This is a genomic window from Ruegeria sp. BHSB172 (genome assembly GCF_059613165.1).
In genome coordinates this window covers 13468-32162 of the sequence record NZ_JBXWRZ010000032.1, presented here as the reverse complement: position 1 = coordinate 32162, position 18695 = coordinate 13468, and the positions used below count along the sequence as shown (strand labels likewise).

General features: G+C 62.8%; 20 protein-coding genes, 1 tRNA gene and 2 pseudogenes. 12 read left to right on the top strand and 11 right to left on the bottom strand.

Features of this window, described 5'->3' with window-relative positions; all coding sequences use genetic code 11:
• Positions 1–163 precede the first annotated feature (163 nt).
• From AC2FM3_RS13635 to AC2FM3_RS13595, 9 genes are all read right to left on the bottom strand, one after another.
• Complete coding sequence (locus tag AC2FM3_RS13635; RefSeq protein WP_490362510.1) at positions 164–451, bottom strand: F0F1 ATP synthase subunit C; 288 nt, start codon at positions 449–451, stop codon at positions 164–166.
• Positions 448–1143 (bottom strand): F0F1 ATP synthase subunit A, encoded by a 696-nt coding sequence (locus AC2FM3_RS13630; protein WP_496682703.1) that lies wholly within the window; start codon positions 1141–1143, stop codon positions 448–450. The genes AC2FM3_RS13635 and AC2FM3_RS13630 overlap by 4 nt, the downstream gene beginning before the upstream one ends.
• Positions 1143–1430 (bottom strand): N-ATPase subunit AtpR, encoded by a 288-nt coding sequence (locus tag AC2FM3_RS13625; RefSeq protein ID WP_496682700.1) that lies wholly within the window; start codon positions 1428–1430, stop codon positions 1143–1145. Before AC2FM3_RS13625 ends, AC2FM3_RS13630 begins: the two co-directional genes overlap by 1 nt.
• Entirely contained in the window at positions 1427–1714 is a 288-nt protein-coding gene (locus AC2FM3_RS13620) for an AtpZ/AtpI family protein (protein ID WP_496682697.1), read from the bottom strand. The genes AC2FM3_RS13625 and AC2FM3_RS13620 overlap by 4 nt, the downstream gene beginning before the upstream one ends.
• Entirely contained in the window at positions 1711–2121 is a 411-nt protein-coding gene (locus AC2FM3_RS13615; RefSeq protein ID WP_496682695.1) for an ATPase, read from the bottom strand. The genes AC2FM3_RS13620 and AC2FM3_RS13615 overlap by 4 nt, the downstream gene beginning before the upstream one ends.
• The gene (gene atpD / locus AC2FM3_RS13610; RefSeq protein ID WP_496682692.1) at positions 2118–3509 is read right to left on the bottom strand and encodes a F0F1 ATP synthase subunit beta; all 1392 of its coding nucleotides are present in this window, start codon (positions 3507–3509) and stop codon (positions 2118–2120) included. The genes AC2FM3_RS13615 and atpD overlap by 4 nt, the downstream gene beginning before the upstream one ends.
• Before the next feature lie 61 nt (positions 3510–3570).
• The gene (locus AC2FM3_RS13605) at positions 3571–4422 is read right to left on the bottom strand and encodes a carbamate kinase (protein ID WP_496682689.1); all 852 of its coding nucleotides are present in this window, start codon (positions 4420–4422) and stop codon (positions 3571–3573) included.
• A gap of 1 nt (position 4423) precedes the next feature.
• Entirely contained in the window at positions 4424–4612 is a 189-nt protein-coding gene (locus AC2FM3_RS13600) for a hypothetical protein (protein WP_496682688.1), read from the bottom strand.
• A complete protein-coding gene (locus tag AC2FM3_RS13595) occupies positions 4525–4767 on the bottom strand; it encodes a hypothetical protein (protein ID WP_496682685.1) in 243 nt (80 codons plus the stop codon). The genes AC2FM3_RS13600 and AC2FM3_RS13595 overlap by 88 nt, the downstream gene beginning before the upstream one ends.
• Before the next feature lie 40 nt (positions 4768–4807).
• Here AC2FM3_RS13595 and AC2FM3_RS13590 point away from each other — a divergent pair.
• From AC2FM3_RS13590 to AC2FM3_RS13560, 7 genes and pseudogenes are all read left to right on the top strand, one after another.
• Positions 4808–5188, top strand: a pseudogene (locus tag AC2FM3_RS13590) (SDR family NAD(P)-dependent oxidoreductase); the annotation flags it as partial.
• Positions 5189–5475: 287 nt separating this feature from the next.
• Positions 5476–5799 (top strand): annotated as a pseudogene (locus AC2FM3_RS13585) (hypothetical protein); the annotation flags it as partial.
• Positions 5800–6030: 231 nt separating this feature from the next.
• Positions 6031–7485 (top strand): xylulokinase, encoded by a 1455-nt coding sequence (gene xylB, locus AC2FM3_RS13580; RefSeq protein ID WP_496682682.1) that lies wholly within the window; start codon positions 6031–6033, stop codon positions 7483–7485.
• Complete coding sequence (locus AC2FM3_RS13575; protein WP_496682680.1) at positions 7482–8426, top strand: aldose epimerase family protein; 945 nt, start codon at positions 7482–7484, stop codon at positions 8424–8426. Before xylB ends, AC2FM3_RS13575 begins: the two co-directional genes overlap by 4 nt.
• A 388-nt stretch (positions 8427–8814) precedes the next feature.
• The gene (locus tag AC2FM3_RS13570) at positions 8815–10377 is read left to right on the top strand and encodes an FAD-binding domain-containing protein (RefSeq protein WP_496682678.1); all 1563 of its coding nucleotides are present in this window, start codon (positions 8815–8817) and stop codon (positions 10375–10377) included.
• Between the two features lie 2 nt (positions 10378–10379).
• Positions 10380–10532, top strand: coding sequence for a DUF2256 domain-containing protein (locus AC2FM3_RS13565; RefSeq protein ID WP_496682710.1), 153 nt, complete (start codon positions 10380–10382; stop codon positions 10530–10532).
• Between the two features lie 64 nt (positions 10533–10596).
• Complete coding sequence (locus AC2FM3_RS13560) at positions 10597–12129, top strand: cryptochrome/photolyase family protein (RefSeq protein ID WP_496682676.1); 1533 nt, start codon at positions 10597–10599, stop codon at positions 12127–12129.
• A gap of 347 nt (positions 12130–12476) precedes the next feature.
• Here AC2FM3_RS13560 and AC2FM3_RS13555 read toward each other — a convergent pair.
• Together AC2FM3_RS13555 and AC2FM3_RS13550 are read right to left on the bottom strand one after the other, a co-directional pair.
• Positions 12477–12553 (bottom strand) — tRNA-Pro (locus AC2FM3_RS13555).
• 93 nt (positions 12554–12646) lie between these two features.
• Complete coding sequence (locus AC2FM3_RS13550) at positions 12647–13759, bottom strand: THUMP domain-containing class I SAM-dependent RNA methyltransferase (RefSeq protein WP_496682674.1); 1113 nt, start codon at positions 13757–13759, stop codon at positions 12647–12649.
• Positions 13760–14058: 299 nt separating this feature from the next.
• Here AC2FM3_RS13550 and AC2FM3_RS13545 point away from each other — a divergent pair, with 299 nt between their 5' ends.
• From AC2FM3_RS13545 to nqrE, 5 genes are read left to right on the top strand one after another with little or no spacing between them, the layout of a single operon-like run.
• Positions 14059–15402: a Na(+)-translocating NADH-quinone reductase subunit A gene (locus tag AC2FM3_RS13545; RefSeq protein ID WP_496682673.1), complete on the top strand. Its 1344-nt coding sequence runs from the start codon at positions 14059–14061 to the stop codon at positions 15400–15402.
• Between the two features lie 5 nt (positions 15403–15407).
• Positions 15408–16616 (top strand): NADH:ubiquinone reductase (Na(+)-transporting) subunit B, encoded by a 1209-nt coding sequence (locus AC2FM3_RS13540; protein WP_496682672.1) that lies wholly within the window; start codon positions 15408–15410, stop codon positions 16614–16616.
• Positions 16609–17424: a Na(+)-translocating NADH-quinone reductase subunit C gene (locus tag AC2FM3_RS13535; RefSeq protein WP_496682671.1), complete on the top strand. Its 816-nt coding sequence runs from the start codon at positions 16609–16611 to the stop codon at positions 17422–17424. The genes AC2FM3_RS13540 and AC2FM3_RS13535 overlap by 8 nt, the downstream gene beginning before the upstream one ends.
• On the top strand, positions 17424–18077 hold the full coding sequence (locus AC2FM3_RS13530; RefSeq protein ID WP_093963366.1) for an NADH:ubiquinone reductase (Na(+)-transporting) subunit D: 654 nt from the start codon (positions 17424–17426) through the stop codon (positions 18075–18077). Before AC2FM3_RS13535 ends, AC2FM3_RS13530 begins: the two co-directional genes overlap by 1 nt.
• Complete coding sequence (gene nqrE, locus AC2FM3_RS13525; protein ID WP_170453916.1) at positions 18077–18685, top strand: NADH:ubiquinone reductase (Na(+)-transporting) subunit E; 609 nt, start codon at positions 18077–18079, stop codon at positions 18683–18685. Before AC2FM3_RS13530 ends, nqrE begins: the two co-directional genes overlap by 1 nt.
• Positions 18686–18695 lie beyond the last annotated feature (10 nt).

Below are 18695 nucleotides of genomic sequence, written 5' to 3'. Positions count from 1 at the left end.
CCTCCATCAAACGATGGGCTTCCGACATTCGATCCGAGATCTCCTTTTCGCGGGCGTCGATGCCATCAAGGATTGGACGATAGAGAAACCGTTTGAGCAACCACAGCAGAACCAGGAAATTGGCGATCTGCGCCGCAACGGTCAGCCAATCGACAGACATGCTCTATTGACCCGATGTCCGAACCAGTTCCAGAGCGGTGTCCCAGAACGGGTTGGCGAAAATCAGGATCATCGCGACGACGAAACAGTAGATCGCGGTGGATTCGATCATGGCCAGACTGACGAAAAGTGTGCGCGACAGGGTGGGGGCGGCATCGGGCTGCTGGGCGATCGCCGCCAGAGCCTGGGCTGCCGCACGGCCTTCGCCCAATGCTGGACCGATGGCGCCGAATGAAACCGTCAGTCCCGCCGTAAAGATCGAAACCGCGGCGATGATTGCTAGGTCGGTCATGTCTGTTCCTTTTCGTTTTGCGTCTCATCGGAATCCGAAATCGCAGCCGAGATGTAGACGGTGGCCAGAATTGCGAAGATGTAGGCTTGGATCAGCCCGGTCAGCAGGCCCAGCAGATCCATCAATACGGGAAAGAAGAACGGCGCCACGCTCAGTAGGATCACGGCGATCACCGCGCCGCTCATGATGTTGCCATAGAGGCGGATCGCCAATGACACCCCATGCGAGATCTCTCCGATGATATTGAAGGGCAGCATGATGGGCGATGGCTCGAGATATGTCTTCAGATAGCCACGCAGACCGCGCCTTGAAATTCCGAACATGGGCACGGCGATCAGCACCGACAGCGCCAGCGCCGTGGTCGTGGACAACGAAGCGGTAGGGGCGTCAAAGCCCGGAACGACTTCGAACAGGTTGCACGTGGCAATGAACAGAAACAGGGTGCTGACGAAATAGATCAGGCTGCCGGGCGGGCGCCGGGTGATTTCCTGTATCTGATGCTGAATGCCCTGGATGATCACCTCGAGCGTCGTGCGCCAGCGATTGGGTGGCGTGTCTGGTCGGAGGTTTCGTGTGACCACGACCGACAGGCCCGTCAACAACCCCATGACGATCCACGTGTTGAAGATGGTGGCATTGATCGGGATGCCCCAGACAGTGAAAACAATGATCGAGTCCGGTGTCAGCTCCATCAGGGCGCTCCGTTTGCCGGGCGTGCCAGTGTAATCGCCGTCACTCGTGCAAGCATAAAGGCCAAGGCAAAGCCGGCGAGGGGTGCCGGCCCGGCCTGCGCGGCCAGCCAGCCGAACCCCAGGACCGTCGCGATCCGAAGTGCCGAACTGATCAGCAGCAGGCCGGTCGTTCGCGCCGCACGCAGCGCCAAGCGAACACTCATCGCCAAACCTGCGAAGTACAAGACCCCGACAGCGGCTCCTGATGCGAAGCCAGTCAGAAAACTGACCCAGTTCCAATCGATCATTTCTCACTTCCTTCCTTGTTCACCCAGGCCCATGCGATCATTCCACCTATTGCCACCCCTCCCAGGATCAGCGCCAGGGTCCACGAGAAATCCTGTGGAGCGATCCGATCCAGCCACAACCCCAGCAATGCGCCCCCGACAGTTGGAACCGCGATCGACCAACCGATCATTCCGAAGGTTCCAATCCCGCGCAACGGGCTGGGTCCGGGGTTGTCGCGCGCGGCCTTCATGCGTTCGGCCCGGCGGGAAATCTCTTCGGCGGATCTGTCGGTCTTCTGGGTCATGGCGCGTTCTTTCTGAATTCGGCGAAGCGACGGACCAGATTGGCCTCAAGCCCCGACAACGCCGAGCGCGCGACGCGTTCGTCCTCGTCCATGTGCAGAAACGTTGCCTTGATCGTGGCGCGCAGACTGTCCAGATCGTCCCCTTTCACGCCGCGCCTGATCGCCAGGCTGACATCATGGCCCTTCTTGACCAATACACCCTCGTCGATCCCAAAAAAACACTCAGCGCCTTCAGGGGTTTTCAGGGTCAGAACCGATGGTACCAACGCTGTGACGAAATCGACATGGTTGGGAAGCAGGCCAAAGCCGCCATTGGGCGCGACGGCGGTCAAGGCGGTGGCTTTGCCGTCGAACAGTGTTCGGGTCGGGAGCCTCAGTGTCACATGCATGTCGCGTGCCATCGTCATGCGGCCTGCTCCTTCACTTCGTCCAGCGCACCAATCATGTAGTAGGCGCTTTCCGGCAGATCGAACCGATCCTGGTTCAGGATCGCCTCGCACCCGTCCAGCGTCTGGTCGATCGTCACGCGCCGACCCTGGGTGCCTGTAAATGCATGGGTGGTAAAGAACGGCTGGGTCAGAAACCGCTCCAGTCTGCGGGCGCGGGCGACTGTGGTTCGATCCGCTGCAGACAGTTCCTCAAGTCCCAGCATCGCGATGATGTCGCGCAGTTCCTCGTACTCGGCCAGCGTCCTGCGCACGGCGCGCGCAACATCATAGTGGCGCTGGCCCACGACCGATGCAGACAACATGACCGAGGTTGAGGCCAGCGGATCCACCGCCGGATACAGCCCCTCGCTGGCGCGTTTTCGCGACAGCACGACCGAGGCGGAGAGGTGCGAAAAGATGTGCGCTGCGGCCGGGTCGGTAAAGTCGTCGGCCGGCACATAAACCGCCTGAATCGAGGTGATCGCCCCACGTCTGGTCGAGGCGATACGCTCTTGCAGTGCCGCCAGTTCAGTAGCAAGCGTCGGCTGGTAGCCCACGCTGGACGGCATCCGGCCCAACATGCCCGAAACCTCTGATCCGGCCTGCACGAAACGAAAGATATTGTCGATCAGCAGCAGAACGTCCCTGTGCGCGTCGTCGCGGAAATACTCGGCCATCGTCAAGGCGGTGTTGCCGACAAGAAACCGCACGCCGGGGGCTTCGTTCATCTGGCCGAACAGCATCACGGTTTTGTCCCGCACGCCGGCAGCGCCCATTTCCCGGTAAAGTTCTTCGGCTTCTCGCGAGCGTTCGCCGATTCCGCAGAATAGGCTGACGCCCTCGTGGCTTTGGACCGTGTTGTTGATCAATTCGGTGATCAGTACCGTTTTTCCGACACCGGCACCCCCGAATAGGCCGGTCTTGCCGCCCCGCTCGATCGGGGACAGCAGGTCGATCACCTTGATGCCCGTTTCCAGGACTTCGGCCCGAACGGTGCGATCCGCTAGAGCAGGCGGCGGGCGGTGAACGGGTCGGGTCAAGTCGGTCGCCGGTTCCGGCAACCCGTCCAGCGGTCGGCCGAATACATCCAACATTCTACCCAGAACCGCATCCCCCACCGGCACTGTAATCGGTGCGCCGGTTGCGCGCACCGGCATACCCAGCCCCAGCCCGTGAACCGGGGCCAAGGCAATTGTCCGCACCACGCCGCCTTCTGCCAGCGACTCCACTTCCAGCGGGATCCTTCCGGCGTAAAGCAATTCCTTGACGCGGGGTATGGGGTCTGGAAATGCCGCCTCGACCACACCGCCACGGATTGCGACAATTTGGCCGGTGGCACGGTTTTGAAGATCGGCGGATTGGGTCATGGTAGTTCCTTGGAAACGATCCGGGTCCCGGCCCTGCCGGCCAGAAGCGCTAGCGCATCTTCTAGCCGTCCGATCGCGCTGAGATCGCCGGATTGGGCAAAATCCGCGCCGCTGCCAGCTTGGGCCCCATGGAACCGGCGGGGGCATCCAATGCGCGCGCCTCGTCGGGCGTCAGTCTTGGAACCGGCCTGGCCGCGTCGGTTCCGAAATCATGATAGACCGCGTCGACATCCGTCAGCAACAACAATGCGTCCGCCCGCAATTGACGCGCCAGCAGGGCGCTGGCCGCATCCTTGTCGATCACCGCTTCGATTCCGATCAGGCTGCTGTCATCCTTGCGGATGACGAGTATGCCGCCGCCGCCTGCGCAGATCGTGATCACGCCCTGGTCCAACAACAGGTTCAGAACCCGAAAATCTGGAATCTCGACTGGGCGGGGCGATGGTATGACGCGCCGCCATTTGTCCCCGTCCTGCGCTATGGTCCAACAAGCTGCGCGGGCGCGCGCCTGGGCTTCGGCGCGGTCATAGACTGGGCCGACGAACTTGGTCGGTTTGCGAAAAGCCGGATCGTTGCGGTCGACCAGAACCTGGGTCAGAAGGGTCGCCACCGGGTGCACATGGGCCAGCGCGTTTTCCAGCTCCTGTTCGATCATGTAGCCGATCATGCCTTCGGTTTCGGCCCCCAAAACGTCCAGAGGGAATGCGCCATCCGGTCCGCTGGCTGCCCCTTGAAGCGCCAGCAACCCAACTTGCGGGCCGTTGCCATGCGTGATCACCAGCCGATGCCCGGCCCCGACGATGTCCGCCAGCGCCTTGGCCGCCCGACGCACGTTGGCGCGCTGAACCTCCGCGGTCAGCGGCTGGCCCCTCCGCAACAGCGCGTTCCCGCCCAAGGCCGCGCCAACCAGCATCTCAGGCCCCCAGAGTGGCGACCAGAACGGCCTTGATGGAGTGCAGCCGGTTTTCGGCCTGGTCGAAAACGATCGAGGCCAGGTCTTCGAACACCTCCTCGGTTACTTCCATCGCGTCCAGCCTGAATTTGCTGTGGATTTCTGCACCGACCGAGGATTCGGCACTGTGAAAAGTCGGCAGACAGTGCACGAAACGCGCTTGCGGATTTCGGGTCTTGTGGCCATGAGGGCGACGTTCACCTGGTACGGGTGCAGCAGTTTCATACGCTGTGACCAAACCTCATCCGACTCGCCCATGGACACCCATACATCGGTGTAGACGAAATCGACGTCCCGGACGGCCACCGCGTGCTGCTCCGAAAAGCGCGCCGCCGCCGCGCGGGCGGTGGGCGGGGCGTCTGAAACCTTCCGCGCCGATCTGCCCCGCCTCGACGAGGCCGCCGCGCTGGCTGAGGCCGTCCGCGCCCGCCATGACCGGCTGGGTGTGCTGATCAACAATGCTGGTGTCTACAAGACACCGCAGCCGCTGACGCCCAAGGAGCTGGACGTGCGTTTCGTGGTCAACACGCTGGCGCCCCATTTTCTGACCCGGGGCATCTTGCCGATCATCCCGGCCGGGGGCCGTGTGGTGAACCTATCATCGGCCGCGCAGGCGCCGGTGGACGTAGGGGCGATGCACGGCAAGCGGCCGCTTTCGGACATGGAGGCCTATGCACAAAGCAAGCTGGTCTTCACCATCTGGTCGCAGGAGATGGCACGGGCGCATCCGCAGCGGCCGGTTTTCGTTGCGGTCAATCCCGGTTCGCTGCTGGCGTCGAAAATGGTGCGCGAAGGCTTTGGCGTGGTCGGCAACGACCTGGCCATCGGCGCCGACACCCTGCGCCGCGCGGCGCTGTCGGACGAATTCGCCGAGGCTTCGGGGCGTTTTTTCGACAATGACAGCGGCCGTTTTGTCTCCCCGCACCCGGCGGCGGCCAACCCCGACCATGCGGCACAGGTCATGAACGCCATCGCGGCGTTGACCGGCGACGGGGCACAGAACGGCAATCCGACCCGCGGCTCACGAAAGCCAGCCCGTGGAAGCCTGCCAGCGCCGGGTCATCGCCCGAAAAGAAGCGGCCAACGCGTCACGATCCCCGGGTCGCGTGCTTTGGCGACCCCTCTTGGCAGTATCCTGCGGGTGCGCCTGCCGGCAATGGAAAGAGCGGATATCACCGCCGAAGCCGCGTCGAGCCCAAGATGCATTGCGTGAAACTGATGGGCCAAAGCCTCATGGAAAGGGGCTTCGACGGGCAGGTCGCGGACATCCAGGTCCGCGTCGCCGTGCTCAACCGCTACACCGCGCTTGGCACTGCGGTCATACGGGCCATGGTGTAAATCTGTTCGGGGAAAGCGGAAGTCTACCCTTCACCCGGTTTTAGCGACAAAGCGCATACACCTCGGAAAGGCTGCCAAGTTGTCCGAAAAGGTGGGACAACTTCAGTCCAAAGGCCGGTCGTTCACCAACAATCCAATTGGATCATCCCGAGGGGCGGTGTTCAGTGTTGACATTCTTGCGGCTCAAGAAACAATTTGCGCTCGCTAACTGGACGGGCGGGGTCACATCAAATGTATCTGGGTCTGGATCTGGGGACATCGGGTCTCAGGGGCATTCTTGTGGACGGGGCCGGGCAGGTTGTTGCGGAAGCCGAGGCCGGGGTTGCCACATCCACCCCGAATCCGGGCTGGTCCGAACAAAACCCGCAGGACTGGATCAAGGCCTGCAGGACCGTCATGGGCCGGCTTCGGGACGCCGACGGGCGGTCTTGGGGCGCCGTACGGGCGATCGGGTTGAGCGGGCATATGCACGGCGCGACGCTGCTGGACCGGGACGGTGCAGTGCTGCGGCCATGCATCCTGTGGAACGACACCCGGTCGGCGCAAGAGGCCCAGGCGCTGGACGAAAGCCCTGGGATGCGCCAGACCACGGGCAATATCGTGTTTCCCGGTTTTACAGCGCCCAAACTCGAATGGGTCCGCACCCATGAACCCGACCTGTTTGCCCGTACGGCCATGGTGTTGCTGCCGAAGGATTATCTGCGGTTCTGGCTGACTGGAGATTATGTCAGTGACCTGTCCGACAGTGCGGGAACGTCCTGGCTGAACGTCGGCGCGCGGGACTGGTCGGACTTGGCGCTCGAGCTGGGCCACATGCGGTCCGACCAGATGCCCCGTCTGGTCGAAGGCACCGAACCCGGCGGCGAGCTGCGGCAGGATCTGTGCTGCGAATTCGGGCTGTCTGGCCCGGTCGTCGTCGCCGGAGGTGCAGGCGACAATGCAGCCGCAGCCTGCGGGATCGGCAGCATCGACGAAGGGTCCGGGTTTCTGTCTCTTGGCACTTCGGGTGTGCTTCTGATGGCCCGGAACAGCTATGCACCGGCGCCTGAGACGGCGGTTCATTGTTTTTGCCACGCGGTCCCCCGGCGTTGGATACAGATGGGCGTCATTCTTTCTGCGACCAACAGCTTGAACTGGCTGTCAAGCAATCTGGGTCAACCGGTCGAGGTGCTGGCCGGGGCGCTGGCTGCTGAGCCTTGTGGGCCGTCACCGGTGACTTTTCTGCCCTATCTCTCTGGCGAGCGGACCCCGCACAATGACAGCGCCATCCGCGGGGCTTTTTTGGGCCTCGACATCGCAACCGGGTCGACGGATCTGGTGCAGGCCGTGATGGAGGGGGTCGGTTTTGCGATGCGCGATTGTCTAGAGGCACTGAGGGCCACGGGCACCGAGCCGGCGCAATTGGTTGTCGTGGGTGGTGGGGCGCGATCCCGCTTTTGGCTGCAGACGATCTCAACCTCGTTGAACGTGCCGCTGGCCCTGCCTGAAGGCAGCGCGTTTGGCGCAGCACTGGGTGCGGCGCGGTTGGCCATGTGCGCTGCCGGGGACGCAACACCCGAAACGGTGATGACACCGCCAAAGATCGACGCCGTCATCGAACCGCAGAGCGGTTTGACCGAAGCCTATGACAGCGCCTATCGACGATACAGAGCGTATTACAAGGCGCTGGCGCCATTGGCCGGATGATGAACAAAAATCGGAAGGGCTTGGCTGAAATTCCGGTTGTCCACCTGCAGGATGGGAGCATGCGGGTGTCAATGCTGGGCCATGGCGCGATCACGCAGGGGTGGTGGTACAAGGATCAACCGCTGATCCTTGGCTATGACGACCCGTCCCAATATCTGGACGACCCGTTCTATCTGGGCGCGATTGTTGGGCGGGTCGCCAACCGGATTGGCGGGGCAGGCTTCGAGTTGAACGGCACTCGACACGCGCTCAGTGCCAACGAAGGGCGAAACACGCTGCATGGCGGGTCCGACGGGTTGTCGCGACAGTCTTGGCAGGTCGAGCGGCTTTCCCGACGCGAGGCGGTGCTGGTGCATATCTCGCCCGACGGTACCTGTGGGTTTCCGGGGGCCGTTCGGTTCGAGGTGCAGGTCCGGTTGGATTGCCCACGCTTGACGTATTTGATCTCGGCCTGGCCGGACAGGCCGACCCCGATCAGCATCGCGCAGCACAACTACTACACATTGGGGTCCGCCCAAGGCATTTCCGAACACCTCCTGCAACTGGCGTCGCATCGTCACCTGGAGTTGGACGATCAGGGGATTCCACGCGGCAGGATCGTCGAGTCCGCATCGGTCGGGCTGGATTTCTCGTCGTCCCGGCGGATTGGACAGGCCGCCAAGGATCTTGATCATTTCTTCGTGTTCCGCACCAGCGGCATGCTGGATCAGCCGGTTGCCGCGCTTGCGGCTCCGTCGGGTCTGACGATGACGGTTCGGTCCGATCAGCCCGGGGCGCAGGTCTATTCCGCCGCCCATCTGTCCACGCCTTTCGCGCCGTATGCCGGGGTCTGCATCGAGCCGTCGGGCTATCCGAATGCGCCGAATGTCCCGGCATTTCCGGCGATTGTCTGCACGCCTGACCGGCCCTATCGCCAGACGCTGATCCTCGAGATCGCCTAGACCCGGGCGCAGGGCTTGCCGCTACGCACCCGGGCCATGCAGATCTCTGCTGGCCGAAAACGAAGCGGTCGAGACGGGTTGCGTGATCCGATTGACGGGCATTTCCGTATCCTTGGGTGATACGACAGCGGATGAGCAAATGCGGCGCGTCCAGACCAGGTGTGTTGATCCATGCCCCGATCTTGGGCTACGCGGCGCGGTTTGCCGGGCCGCCCAACGCACCGGGACGTCGCCCCGAGGTCCTGGATTATGAGAGCATGGCCAAGCGGAGAAAAACAGTGGTAGACGCCAGCAGACATGGCCCGACGAACGGGAACGATGGTATGGTTTTTGCAAAATTCGACATTGCGGAAGAATCCCTCCACGCGGTCGGTACCCTATCCACAGCATGAGGCTGGCGGTGCGGACCGGACCGGGCTCCAGAAGCCCCACCTTGCAGGTCGTATGGTTCAAGCGAGATCTGCGCATACAGGATCACGCTCCGCTTGCTCGGGCGGCGGCCGCGGGGCCGGTTCTTCCTCTGTACATCGTCGATCCGGATCAATGGCGGTCGGCGGACGCGTCGGGTCGGCAGTTTGCCTTCCTTGGCCAATGCCTTGCTGAACTGTCCGCAGACCTCGCATCAAAGGGTCAGCCGCTTGTGATCCGAACCGGCGCCGCAGTCGACGTTCTGGCAGAGCTTCACGCTAGGCAGGGTTTGGCCGCGATCTGGTCGCACGAGGAGACGGGCAACCTGTGGAGCTTTGGACGCGACAAGCAAGTTGCCGAGTGGGCCCGATCGCAGGGGATTCAGTGGCACGAACTGCCCCAGGGTGGCGTCGTGCGCAGGCTTGCATCCCGGGATGGCTGGGCCAATCGCTGGGAGGCCGAGATGACGGCGCCGGTGGCCAGCCCGCCGGGTGCACTGGTACCGCTGTCCGGCGTGGCGCCCGGCGCTCTCCCGACCGAGGCGGAGATTGGGATCGCGGCTGACCATTGTCCGGGCCGCCAGCGCGGGGGCAGGGCTGCTGCCCTGAGCGACCTTTCTGCATTCTTGGAGACGCGCGCGGGGGGATACAGGCGTGGGATATCGAGCCCCCGAACCGCACCGTTTACCTGCGCGCGGTTGTCGGCGCATCTGGCTTTTGGCACCCTGTCCCTGCGCGAAGTGGTGCAGGCCACGCGTACAGCCAAGGCGCGCACGGCGATGCACGGCCGGGCGGGCTGGCCTGCAGGGCTTGCCGCGTTTGAGGAACGGTTGCACTGGCGCAGCCACTTCATGCAAAAGCTTGAGGATGCGCCCGATCTCGAAGAGCGCGCCATGCACCCGGCGCTTGACGACATTCGCCCGCGCCGGCCCGAGGCAGAACTGTTGCAAGCCTGGAAGCAGGGCGAAACCGGGTTTCCCTTTTTTGATGCTTGTATGCGCAGCCTTGCCGCCACAGGCTGGATCAATTTCCGCATGCGCGCGATGCTGATGGCCGTGGCAAGCTATCATCTGTGGTTGGACTGGCGCCCGACAGGGCAACACCTTGCGCGGCTTTTCACGGATTACGAACCGGGAATCCATTGGCCGCAAGTGCAGATGCAGTCGGGGGTTACCGGTATCAATGCGCTGCGTATCTACAACCCCGTCAAACAGGGCCGCGAACACGACCCCGACGGGCGCTTCATCCGCCGCTGGGTTCCTGAGCTTGCTGAGGTGCCGGACGCCTTTTTGCATGAGCCATGGCGTTGGGCCGGGGCGGGGCGCGTTCTGGGGCGGCAATACCCCGAACCGGTGGTCGATCTTGCCACAGCGGCGCGGGCGGCAAAGGCGCGGATGGCCGAAGCCCGGTGCGGTGCCGGGTTTCAAGCGGCGAAGGCAAAGGTCCTCGCGCTGCACGGCAGCAGGCGCGGGGCGCGGCGGCACCGCAAAGCCGGGCGCGGCACGGCCGACGACCGCCAACTCAAACTGGATTTGGGCCTGTGAAGATGCGCCGAAAGGGTGACTTGCCCGCAAAGACCTGCGCGACCTGTGGCAGGCCTTTCGTGTGGCGGCGGAAATGGGCGCGGGTTTGGGATGAGGTACGCCATTGTTCCGATGCGTGCCGTCGTGCACGCAGGAAAAAGGAGAGACAGAAATGAGCACAAGAGCCTGTGTCGCCGGACGTTCGGGCAACTTGTTCGACGTCATCTGCAAGGCTGTTCCATGTTGACACCGCGGCTTGTATTGGTCTTGGGGGATCAGTTGAGCGTGGACGGCGCTGCGCTGCGGTCGGCTGATCGGCGCCGCGATATCGTGGTGATGGCCGAAGTATTGGCCGAAGCCACAAGTGTGCCACACCATCCCAAAAAGATCGCGTTGATCTTCACCGCGATGCGAAAGTTTGCCGCGCGGCTGGTGGCGGACGGCTGGCGCGTGGCTTACGGCCGGCTGGACGACCCCGAGAATGCCGGCTCGATTCCGGGCGAGTTGCTGCGTCGTGCGGATGAGACTGGTGCAACCGAGGTCATTGCCATCCGACCGGGCGACTGGCGGCTTGCAGCCGCGCTGGAAGAGACTCCGCTGGAGATGCTGCTCCTCGAAGATGATCGGTTCATCTGCTCGACCAAGGAGTTCGCCGCTTGGGCCAAGGGCCGCAAGGCGCTCCGCATGGAGTGGTTTTATCGCGAGATGCGCCGCAAGACGGGCCTTTTGATGGAAGGTGAGCAACCCGCCGGGGGGCGCTGGAACTTCGATGCCGAGAACCGAAAACCGCCCAAATCTGGCCTTGCTTTTCCCGATCCGCCCGCATTTGCGCCAGATGCCACCGTGCGTGCGGTGCTCGACCTGGTGGGGGAGCGCTTTTCCGGCCACTTCGGTACGGTCGAACTTTTCTCACTCCCAACCGACGGCGATCAGGCGCAGAAACTGCTCGAGCATTTTCTGCGCCATGCTCTGCCACGTTTTGGCGATTTTCAGGACGCCATGGTCACCGGGGCCCCGACGATGTTCCATTCTCTGCTTTCGCCAGCTCTCAACCTTGGGCTCCTGTCTCCGCTAGAGGTCTGCCGGGCTGCCGAGGCCGAATGGCGGGCGGGCCGGGCACCGATCAATGCGGTCGAGGGCTTTATCCGACAGATCATCGGCTGGAGGGAATTCATCCGTGGAGTCTGGTGGTTGGAAGGGCCGGGATACATTCACAACAACGTGCTGGCCCATAAACGCAGCCTGCCCAAATTCTACTGGGGGGCACCGACGCGCATGCGCTGCATTGCAGAGGTGGTCGGGCAGACCCGCGAATTCGCCTATGCCCATCACATTCAACGGCTGATGGTGACGGGCAACTTTGCGCTTTTGGCCGGGATTGACCCGGCCGAGGTCCATGAATGGTATCTTGCGGTTTATGCGGATGCTTTTGAATGGGTCGAGGCACCGAATACCCTAGGCATGAGCCAATTCGCCGATGGCGGCGTGGTGGCGTCAAAACCATATGTCTCGTCCGGCGCCTATATTGACCGGATGTCGGACTATTGCGTCGGTTGCGCCTATGACGTCAAAGAAAAGACGGGGCCGAATGCGTGTCCTTTCAACCTTCTCTACTGGCACTTTCTAGACCGTCACCGAGAGCGCTTCGCGCAGAACCCGCGCATGGGGCCGATCTATGGCGGCTGGAACAAACGGGCGCCGGCGACGCGGGCGCAGATCCTTTCCGAGGCTGAAACCTTCCTTGCCCGAATGGAGGCGGGCGACGCGGTCTGAGGCCACGCTCCGGCAAGGGTTGTGTCGTATATTTCTAGAATGGCCAGCGCCAGCGACCTACCGCGCGCACCTGGCTTTACCAGTCCGTGATCGTGAAACAGCCGGGAAGTTCCAGCTTCCAGTGGTCCAAGGTTGGGGAGCCGTGCACAGGGTCTAAGGTGGATGAGATAGCTCTCAGTATCTCGGTCACACCGATACTAGAATCACGGCGTCGACCTACGCTCGGTTCAGTCCCGAGCATCTGCGGAAGGCTGCCAGAGTTCTGGAGTTCGAATAGCAATGAGGTTCAACGAACCTTGGAGCTCTGTCTTGCCAACAAAAAGGCGCCACAGGGCGCCTTGAATTATTGGTCGGAGTGAGAGGATTCGAACCTCCGGCCCCTGCCTCCCGAAGACAGTGCTCTACCAGGCTGAGCTACACTCCGACCGTGGCGCGTGATCTATACCCGGCGATTTGAATGTGCAAGAGGGATTCTTGGGGCAATGCGCTCAAAACTCTTCGCCGGACACCGCCGTGGTCAAGGCAAGGGGTCGGTTCGGTACAACCGGATCTTGGTGCCGCCGTGATCGACGACCGGCCCCGGCGCGACCAAGGGCAGGCGCGTCGCCCGCGCCAGCGACTGGTTGCTGGTCACGATCCCGACCCGCCAGCCCGAAAACCGTGCCATTAGCACCTTGCCCAGGCTGCCATAGAGCGACCGAAGGCGTTTTTCGTCGCCGATCCGTGCGCCATAGGGCGGGTTCACGATCACCAGCCCGGCTTGGTCGGCAGGCGGCTTGATGTCGCTGATCGCAGCTTGTCGAAATCGTATGACCGTATCGACCCCGGCGCGTTGCGCGTTGGCCGTTGCGGTCTCGACTGCGCCCGCATTCCGGTCAGAGCCGTAAAACCGCAGCCCGGTCACGGCGGCGTCGTGCGGTTGGCGCATCCGGGTCCATTCGGCAGCATCGAACGTCGCCAGCTGCTGAAAGGCAAAGTCGCGCGACCGGCCGGGCGGAAGGCCAAGCGCGATTTCGGCCGCCTCGATCACGAAGGTGCCAGACCCGCACATCGGGTCCAGTACCGGCTCGGACCCGTCAAAACCGCATTCGTGCAGGAACATGGCTGCCATCGTCTCGCGCATTGGCGCCTTGGCCACCGCCGCCTTGTGGCCGCGTTTGTGCAGCGGATCGCCCGAGCTGTCGACCGACAGGGTGCAGATGTCCCTCTCGATGCGCACCAGCACCCGCACCGGCGCATCTTGGGCGAGCGGGGCGCCCAGTGTGTCCGAGATCGCGCGTTCGATGCGCTGACGCGCCGCACCGGCGTGGTAGATACGGGATTTGCGGCTGGTGGCCTCGACCCTGACGGGCACGTCCGGGCGCAGCACGTCGCCCCAGGGAAACTTGCGCGCGCGCTTGTCCAACTGAGCCAGATGCACGGCGGGAAAAGACCCCAGCCGGACCAGAACCTTGTTGGCCCCGCGCAGCATCAGGTTGGCCCGCCATACCTCGGGCCAGCCGCCGCGCAGCAAGACGCCGCCGGGCACTTGCTTCGCACCGGCGAATCCGTTGCGGATGGTCTCGGCCAGCAAGGGCTTTTCCAACCCGGGCGTGGCCACCAGAAAGATTTCAAGCTCGGCTGTGTCCATCCCGGGTGCATACACCAGCGCTTGTGGGCGTGCGACAGGAATTTGCGCGTACCGGGTTTTGGGTATTTCGGCGCTGGATTTCGCAGATTTTTTTGGTTTCGGTGGCGATTTTGGCGGTAACAGGTTTGCGTTTGGACGCAGTGCCGCGTAAAGGGGCCGTAATCGGAAAGACGCCTGCGGATTTTGGCCGGTCTGCGTTGCTTTTGCGACGGGGCGGGCGGAACTCCGCGCTGTTCAGTGCTCGGATCATCGGGCCTGCATGGCGGGCGCAAGAAAAAGGCTTGGAAGAACGTAGCGACATGCAAACTTTCAAACTGAAAAAAGGGCTGGATCTGCCGATTCTGGGCGCGCCCGAGCAAAGCATCCAGCCGGGTCCGGACTATTCAACCGTGGGCGTTCTAGGTGCCGATTACATCGGTCTGAAACCCCGCATGCTGGTGCAGGAAGGGGACCTCGTCCAGCGCGGCACGCCCCTGTTCTGCCACAAGGACGCGCCCGAGGCGATGATGGTTGCGCCGCTGACCGGCAAGGTCGTGGCCATCAACCGCGGCGCGCGGCGCGTGCTGCAGAGCGTCGTCATCGAAGTGTCGGACCCCAACGACCCCGGCATCGATTTCGCGGGCGTGGGCGATGCCGAGACCGCGCAGGGCCTCACCGCCAAGCTGTGCGCCGCCGGCCTGTGGACCGCATTCCGCACGCGGCCCTATTCCAAGATGCCGCAGCCGGGCACTCAGCCCGCCGCGATCTTCGTAACCGCCATGGACAGCGAGCCGCTGGCCGCCGATGCCGCGCTGATCATCAACGACGCGGCCGAGGCCTTTGCCGTCGGCCTGGCCGCCGTGGCCAAGCTGACCGAGGGCAAGACCTATCTGTGCCAGAAGGATGGCGACACGATCCCAGGCGCCGATCTGCCGGGCGTCGAGGCCGCGGCCTTCAGCGGCCCCCATCCGGCGGGCCTTGCCGGCACGCATATCCATTTCCTCGAACCCGTGACCGCCGAGAAAACCGTCTGGACCATCGGCTATCAGGACGTGATCGCCATCGGGCGGCTGCTGCAATCGGGCCATCTGGACCCGAACGTGGTGGTCGCCTTGACCGGTCCCGGCGCGCGTCAGCCGCGTCTGATCCGCACCGTCATGGGGGCCTCGACCGAGGATCTGACACGCGACGAGATCAATGTAGACGGCGAAGCCCGCGTCATTTCCGGCTCGGTTCTGTCGGGCCGTCACGCCACCGGGCCGTTCGCCTATCTGGGACGCTTTGCGCGTCAGATTTGCATTATCCGCGAGGATCACGACCAGATCCCGATGGGCTGGATCCGTCCGATGCCGTCGAAATACGCGGTGCAGCCGGTTCTGGGCTCGGCCTTTGCCCAAAAGCTGTTCGCCTTCACGTCGAACCTGAACGGCGGTCGCCGCGCCATGGTGCCCATCGGCACCTTCGAAGAACTGATGCCGCAGGATTACCTGCCGACGCAACTGTTGCGGGCGCTGCTGGTGATGGACACCGACACGGCGCAGGCCTTGGGCGCGCTGGAGCTGGACGAAGAGGACATGGGCCTTGTGGGCTTTGCCTGTCCGGCCAAGTACGAATACGGGCTGGCGCTGCGCGACTGCCTGACCAAGATTGAAAAGGAGGGCTGATCCACATGGGTTTGCGCAACTTCTTTGACCGGATCGAGCCGCAATTCACCAAGGGCGGCAAGTACGAGAAGTTCTTCCCCATCTACGAGATGGTGGAAAGCTTCATCTACACTCCGAAAACCGTGACCACCGTGGCGCCGCATGCGCGGTCATACGTGGATATGAAGCGGATCATGACCTATGTCGTGATCGCTACCATCCCCTGCATCCTGTGGGGCATGTACAACACCGGGTTCCAGGCCAACTCGGCCATCGCGACGCTGGGCCCGGAGTCGGCAACCGGTTGGCGCATCGCCATCCTGCAGGCCTTGGGCATTTCGCTGGACCCGTCCAGCATCTTTGCCAACGTGATGCACGGGCTGATGTATTTCCTGCCGATCTATATCGTGACACTGGTCGCCGGCGGCACCTTCGAGGTGATCTTTGCCACCGTGCGTGGGCATGAGGTGAACGAAGGCTTTCTTGTCACCTCGATGCTGTACACGCTGATCATGCCGGCCACCGCGCCGTTGTGGCAGGTGGCGCTGGGGATCATTTTTGGCGTGGTCATTGGTAAGGAAGTGTTTGGTGGAACCGGTAAGAACTTCCTCAACCCTGCGCTGGTGGGGCGGGCCTTCCTGTACTTCGCCTATCCCGCGTCCATGTCGGGCGATGCCGTCTGGACCCCGGTAGATGGCTTCTCGGGCGCGACGGCGCTGGCGGTGTCGGCGGCTGACGGGTATCAGGCGCTGGCCGCTCAGGGCATCACCTGGTGGGATGCTTTCTTCGGCACGATCCAGGGCAGCTTTGGCGAGACCTCGACCCTTGCGGCGATGGTCGGCCTGGCCTTCCTGCTGATGACCAAGATCGCCAACTACCGTCTGATCTTGGGCTGTCTGGCCGGCACCATCGGCTTTACCCTGCTGCTGAACCTGATCGGGTCAGACACGAACCCGATGTTCGCGATGCCTTGGTACTGGCACGTCGTGCTGGGCGGTTATGCGTTCGGCCTGGCCTTCATGGTGACCGAGCCGGTCTCGGCCAGCCACACCAACATGGGCCGCTATATCTATGGCGCGCTGATCGGTGTCATGGTCGTGCTGATCCGGGTGGTGAACCCGGCCTTCCCCGAAGGCATGATGCTGGCCATCCTGTTCGGCAACGTCTTTGCGCCGCTGATCGACTATTTCGTCGTGCAGGCAAACATCAAACGGAGGGCGCGTCGCCATGTCTGATACGCAATCCCCTGAACCCAAAGGCGCCATCGCGCGGTTCCTGGCGGCCTCGCCGGATTCGGTGGGCAAGACGATCTTCATCGCCGTCGCCGTGTGCCTCGTGGCCTCGATGATCGTGTCGGCCGCCGCGGTCAGCCTGCGCCCGGTGCAAGAAGCGAACAAGCTGAAGGACAAGCAGATCAACGTTCTGCAGGTCGCGGGCGTCTATGAACCCGGCATCGACGTGGCCGAGGCTTTTGCCGCGTTCGAGCCGCACGTGCTGGACCTGGCGTCGGGTGAATTCGTCGACGACCGTTTCGACCCGGCCACGTTCGACGACATTGCCGCCGCCAGCGACCCCGAGCTGAGCGAACCTCTGGAAAACGACCCTGCAGGGATCGGCCGCAAGGCGAAATACCGCGTGATTTACCTGCTGCGCGACGAGAACGGCGCGCTGGATAAGGTGATCCTGCCGGTCCACGGCTACGGGTTGTGGTCCACACTGTATGGTTTCATCGCGCTGGAAGAGAACGGCAACGACATCTTCGGGCTGCAATTCTATCAGCACGGTGAAACGCCGGGTCTGGGTGCCGAGGTGGACAACCCGCGCTGGAAAGCCCTGTGGAACGGCAAGAAGCTGCGCGACGATGCTGGTGATCTGCAGATCACCGTCGCCAAGACCATGCCCGCCGCCGGGCCGGACTTCTACATCGACGCGCTGGCCGGCGCGACCCTGACCACGGTCGGCGTCGACAACCTGGTAAAATTCTGGATGGGGGACGCGGGCTATGCTCCGTTCCTGGCCAAGCTGCAAGCAGGAGAGATCTGATGTCACAGACCAAGAAAGATCTGCTGGTCGACCCGCTTGTCGACAACAACCCGATCACGCTGCAGGTGTTGGGCATCTGCTCTGCGTTGGCGGTAACTTCGTCGCTGCAAGTGGCCTTCGTGATGTCGCTGGCCGTGATGTTCGTGACGGCGTTTTCGTCCTTTTTCATCTCATGCCTGCGCAACCAGATCCCCGGCTCGATCCGGATCATCGTGCAGATGGTCATCATCGCGTCGCTGGTGATCTTGGTCGACCAGATCCTCAAGGCCTATGCCTTCGAGATCTCGAAAACGCTGTCGGTCTTCGTGGGCCTGATCATCACCAACTGCATCGTGATGGGCCGGGCCGAGGCCTTTGCCATGAAGAACCCGCCCGTGGCGTCCTTCATCGACGGTCTGGGCAACGGCATGGGCTATGGCCTGATCCTGATGCTGGTGGGTATCATCCGCGAGCTGTTCGGCTCGGGTTCGTTGTTCGGGGTGACCATTCTGGAGACCGTGAACAACGGCGGCTGGTACGTCCCCAACGGGCTGCTGCTGCTGCCGCCGTCGGCCTTCTTCATCATCGGCTTGATCATCTGGGCCTTCCGCACGTGGAAGCCGAACCAGGTCGAAGAACGTGAATACAAGATCCAGCAGGTAGAGGCGCACTGATGGAAGGGCTCATCTCACTGGCCGTAAAGGCCATCTTCGTCGAAAACCTCGCGCTCAGCTTTTTCCTGGGCATGTGCACCTTCATCGCCGTGTCGAAAAAGATCTCGACGGCGCTGGGTCTGGGGATCTCGGTGATGCTGGTGCAGGCGATCACCGTGCCGGCCAACAACCTGCTGCTGAACTATCTGCTGAAACCGGGCGCGTTGGCCTGGGCCGGGTTCCCGGACGTGGACCTGACCTTCCTGGGTCTGATTTCCTATATCGGCGTGATCGCGGCGATGGTGCAGATCCTCGAGATGATCCTCGATAAGTATTTCCCGCCGCTCTACAATGCGCTGGGGATCTTCCTGCCGCTGATCACGGTGAACTGCGCCATCCTGGGCGGCTCGCTGTTCATGGTCGAACGCGACTACAACTTTGCCGAAGCCGCGACCTATGGCCTGTCTTCGGGCTTTGGCTGGGCGCTGGCGATCACCGCCATGGCGGGCGTGCGTGAAAAACTGAAATATTCCGACATCCCCGACGGGCTGCAGGGCCTTGGCATCACCTTCATCACCGCAGGTCTGATGGCGATGGCCTTCATGTCCTTCTCGGGCGTCAAACTGTAAAGGGGCAGGG

Excerpts from the sequence above, each read along its gene's own strand:
- AC2FM3_RS13635 (WP_490362510.1), bottom strand. The coding sequence starts at position 451 with ATGACCGACCTAGCAATCATCGCCGCGGTTTCGATCTTTACGGCGGGA.
- AC2FM3_RS13630 (WP_496682703.1), bottom strand. The coding sequence starts at position 1,143 with ATGGAGCTGACACCGGACTCGATCATTGTTTTCACTGTCTGGGGCATC.
- AC2FM3_RS13625 (WP_496682700.1), bottom strand. The coding sequence starts at position 1,430 with ATGATCGATTGGAACTGGGTCAGTTTTCTGACTGGCTTCGCATCAGGA.
- AC2FM3_RS13620 (WP_496682697.1), bottom strand. The coding sequence starts at position 1,714 with ATGACCCAGAAGACCGACAGATCCGCCGAAGAGATTTCCCGCCGGGCC.
- AC2FM3_RS13615 (WP_496682695.1), bottom strand. The coding sequence starts at position 2,121 with ATGACGATGGCACGCGACATGCATGTGACACTGAGGCTCCCGACCCGA.
- atpD (WP_496682692.1), bottom strand. The coding sequence starts at position 3,509 with ATGACCCAATCCGCCGATCTTCAAAACCGTGCCACCGGCCAAATTGTC.
- AC2FM3_RS13605 (WP_496682689.1), bottom strand. The coding sequence starts at position 4,422 with ATGCTGGTTGGCGCGGCCTTGGGCGGGAACGCGCTGTTGCGGAGGGGC.
- xylB (WP_496682682.1), top strand. The coding sequence starts at position 6,031 with ATGTATCTGGGTCTGGATCTGGGGACATCGGGTCTCAGGGGCATTCTT.
- AC2FM3_RS13575 (WP_496682680.1), top strand. The coding sequence starts at position 7,482 with ATGATGAACAAAAATCGGAAGGGCTTGGCTGAAATTCCGGTTGTCCAC.
- AC2FM3_RS13570 (WP_496682678.1), top strand. The coding sequence starts at position 8,815 with ATGAGGCTGGCGGTGCGGACCGGACCGGGCTCCAGAAGCCCCACCTTG.
- AC2FM3_RS13565 (WP_496682710.1), top strand. The coding sequence starts at position 10,380 with ATGCGCCGAAAGGGTGACTTGCCCGCAAAGACCTGCGCGACCTGTGGC.
- AC2FM3_RS13560 (WP_496682676.1), top strand. The coding sequence starts at position 10,597 with ATGTTGACACCGCGGCTTGTATTGGTCTTGGGGGATCAGTTGAGCGTG.
- AC2FM3_RS13550 (WP_496682674.1), bottom strand. The coding sequence starts at position 13,759 with ATGGACACAGCCGAGCTTGAAATCTTTCTGGTGGCCACGCCCGGGTTG.
- AC2FM3_RS13545 (WP_496682673.1), top strand. The coding sequence starts at position 14,059 with ATGCAAACTTTCAAACTGAAAAAAGGGCTGGATCTGCCGATTCTGGGC.
- AC2FM3_RS13540 (WP_496682672.1), top strand. The coding sequence starts at position 15,408 with ATGGGTTTGCGCAACTTCTTTGACCGGATCGAGCCGCAATTCACCAAG.
- AC2FM3_RS13535 (WP_496682671.1), top strand. The coding sequence starts at position 16,609 with ATGTCTGATACGCAATCCCCTGAACCCAAAGGCGCCATCGCGCGGTTC.
- AC2FM3_RS13530 (WP_093963366.1), top strand. The coding sequence starts at position 17,424 with ATGTCACAGACCAAGAAAGATCTGCTGGTCGACCCGCTTGTCGACAAC.
- nqrE (WP_170453916.1), top strand. The coding sequence starts at position 18,077 with ATGGAAGGGCTCATCTCACTGGCCGTAAAGGCCATCTTCGTCGAAAAC.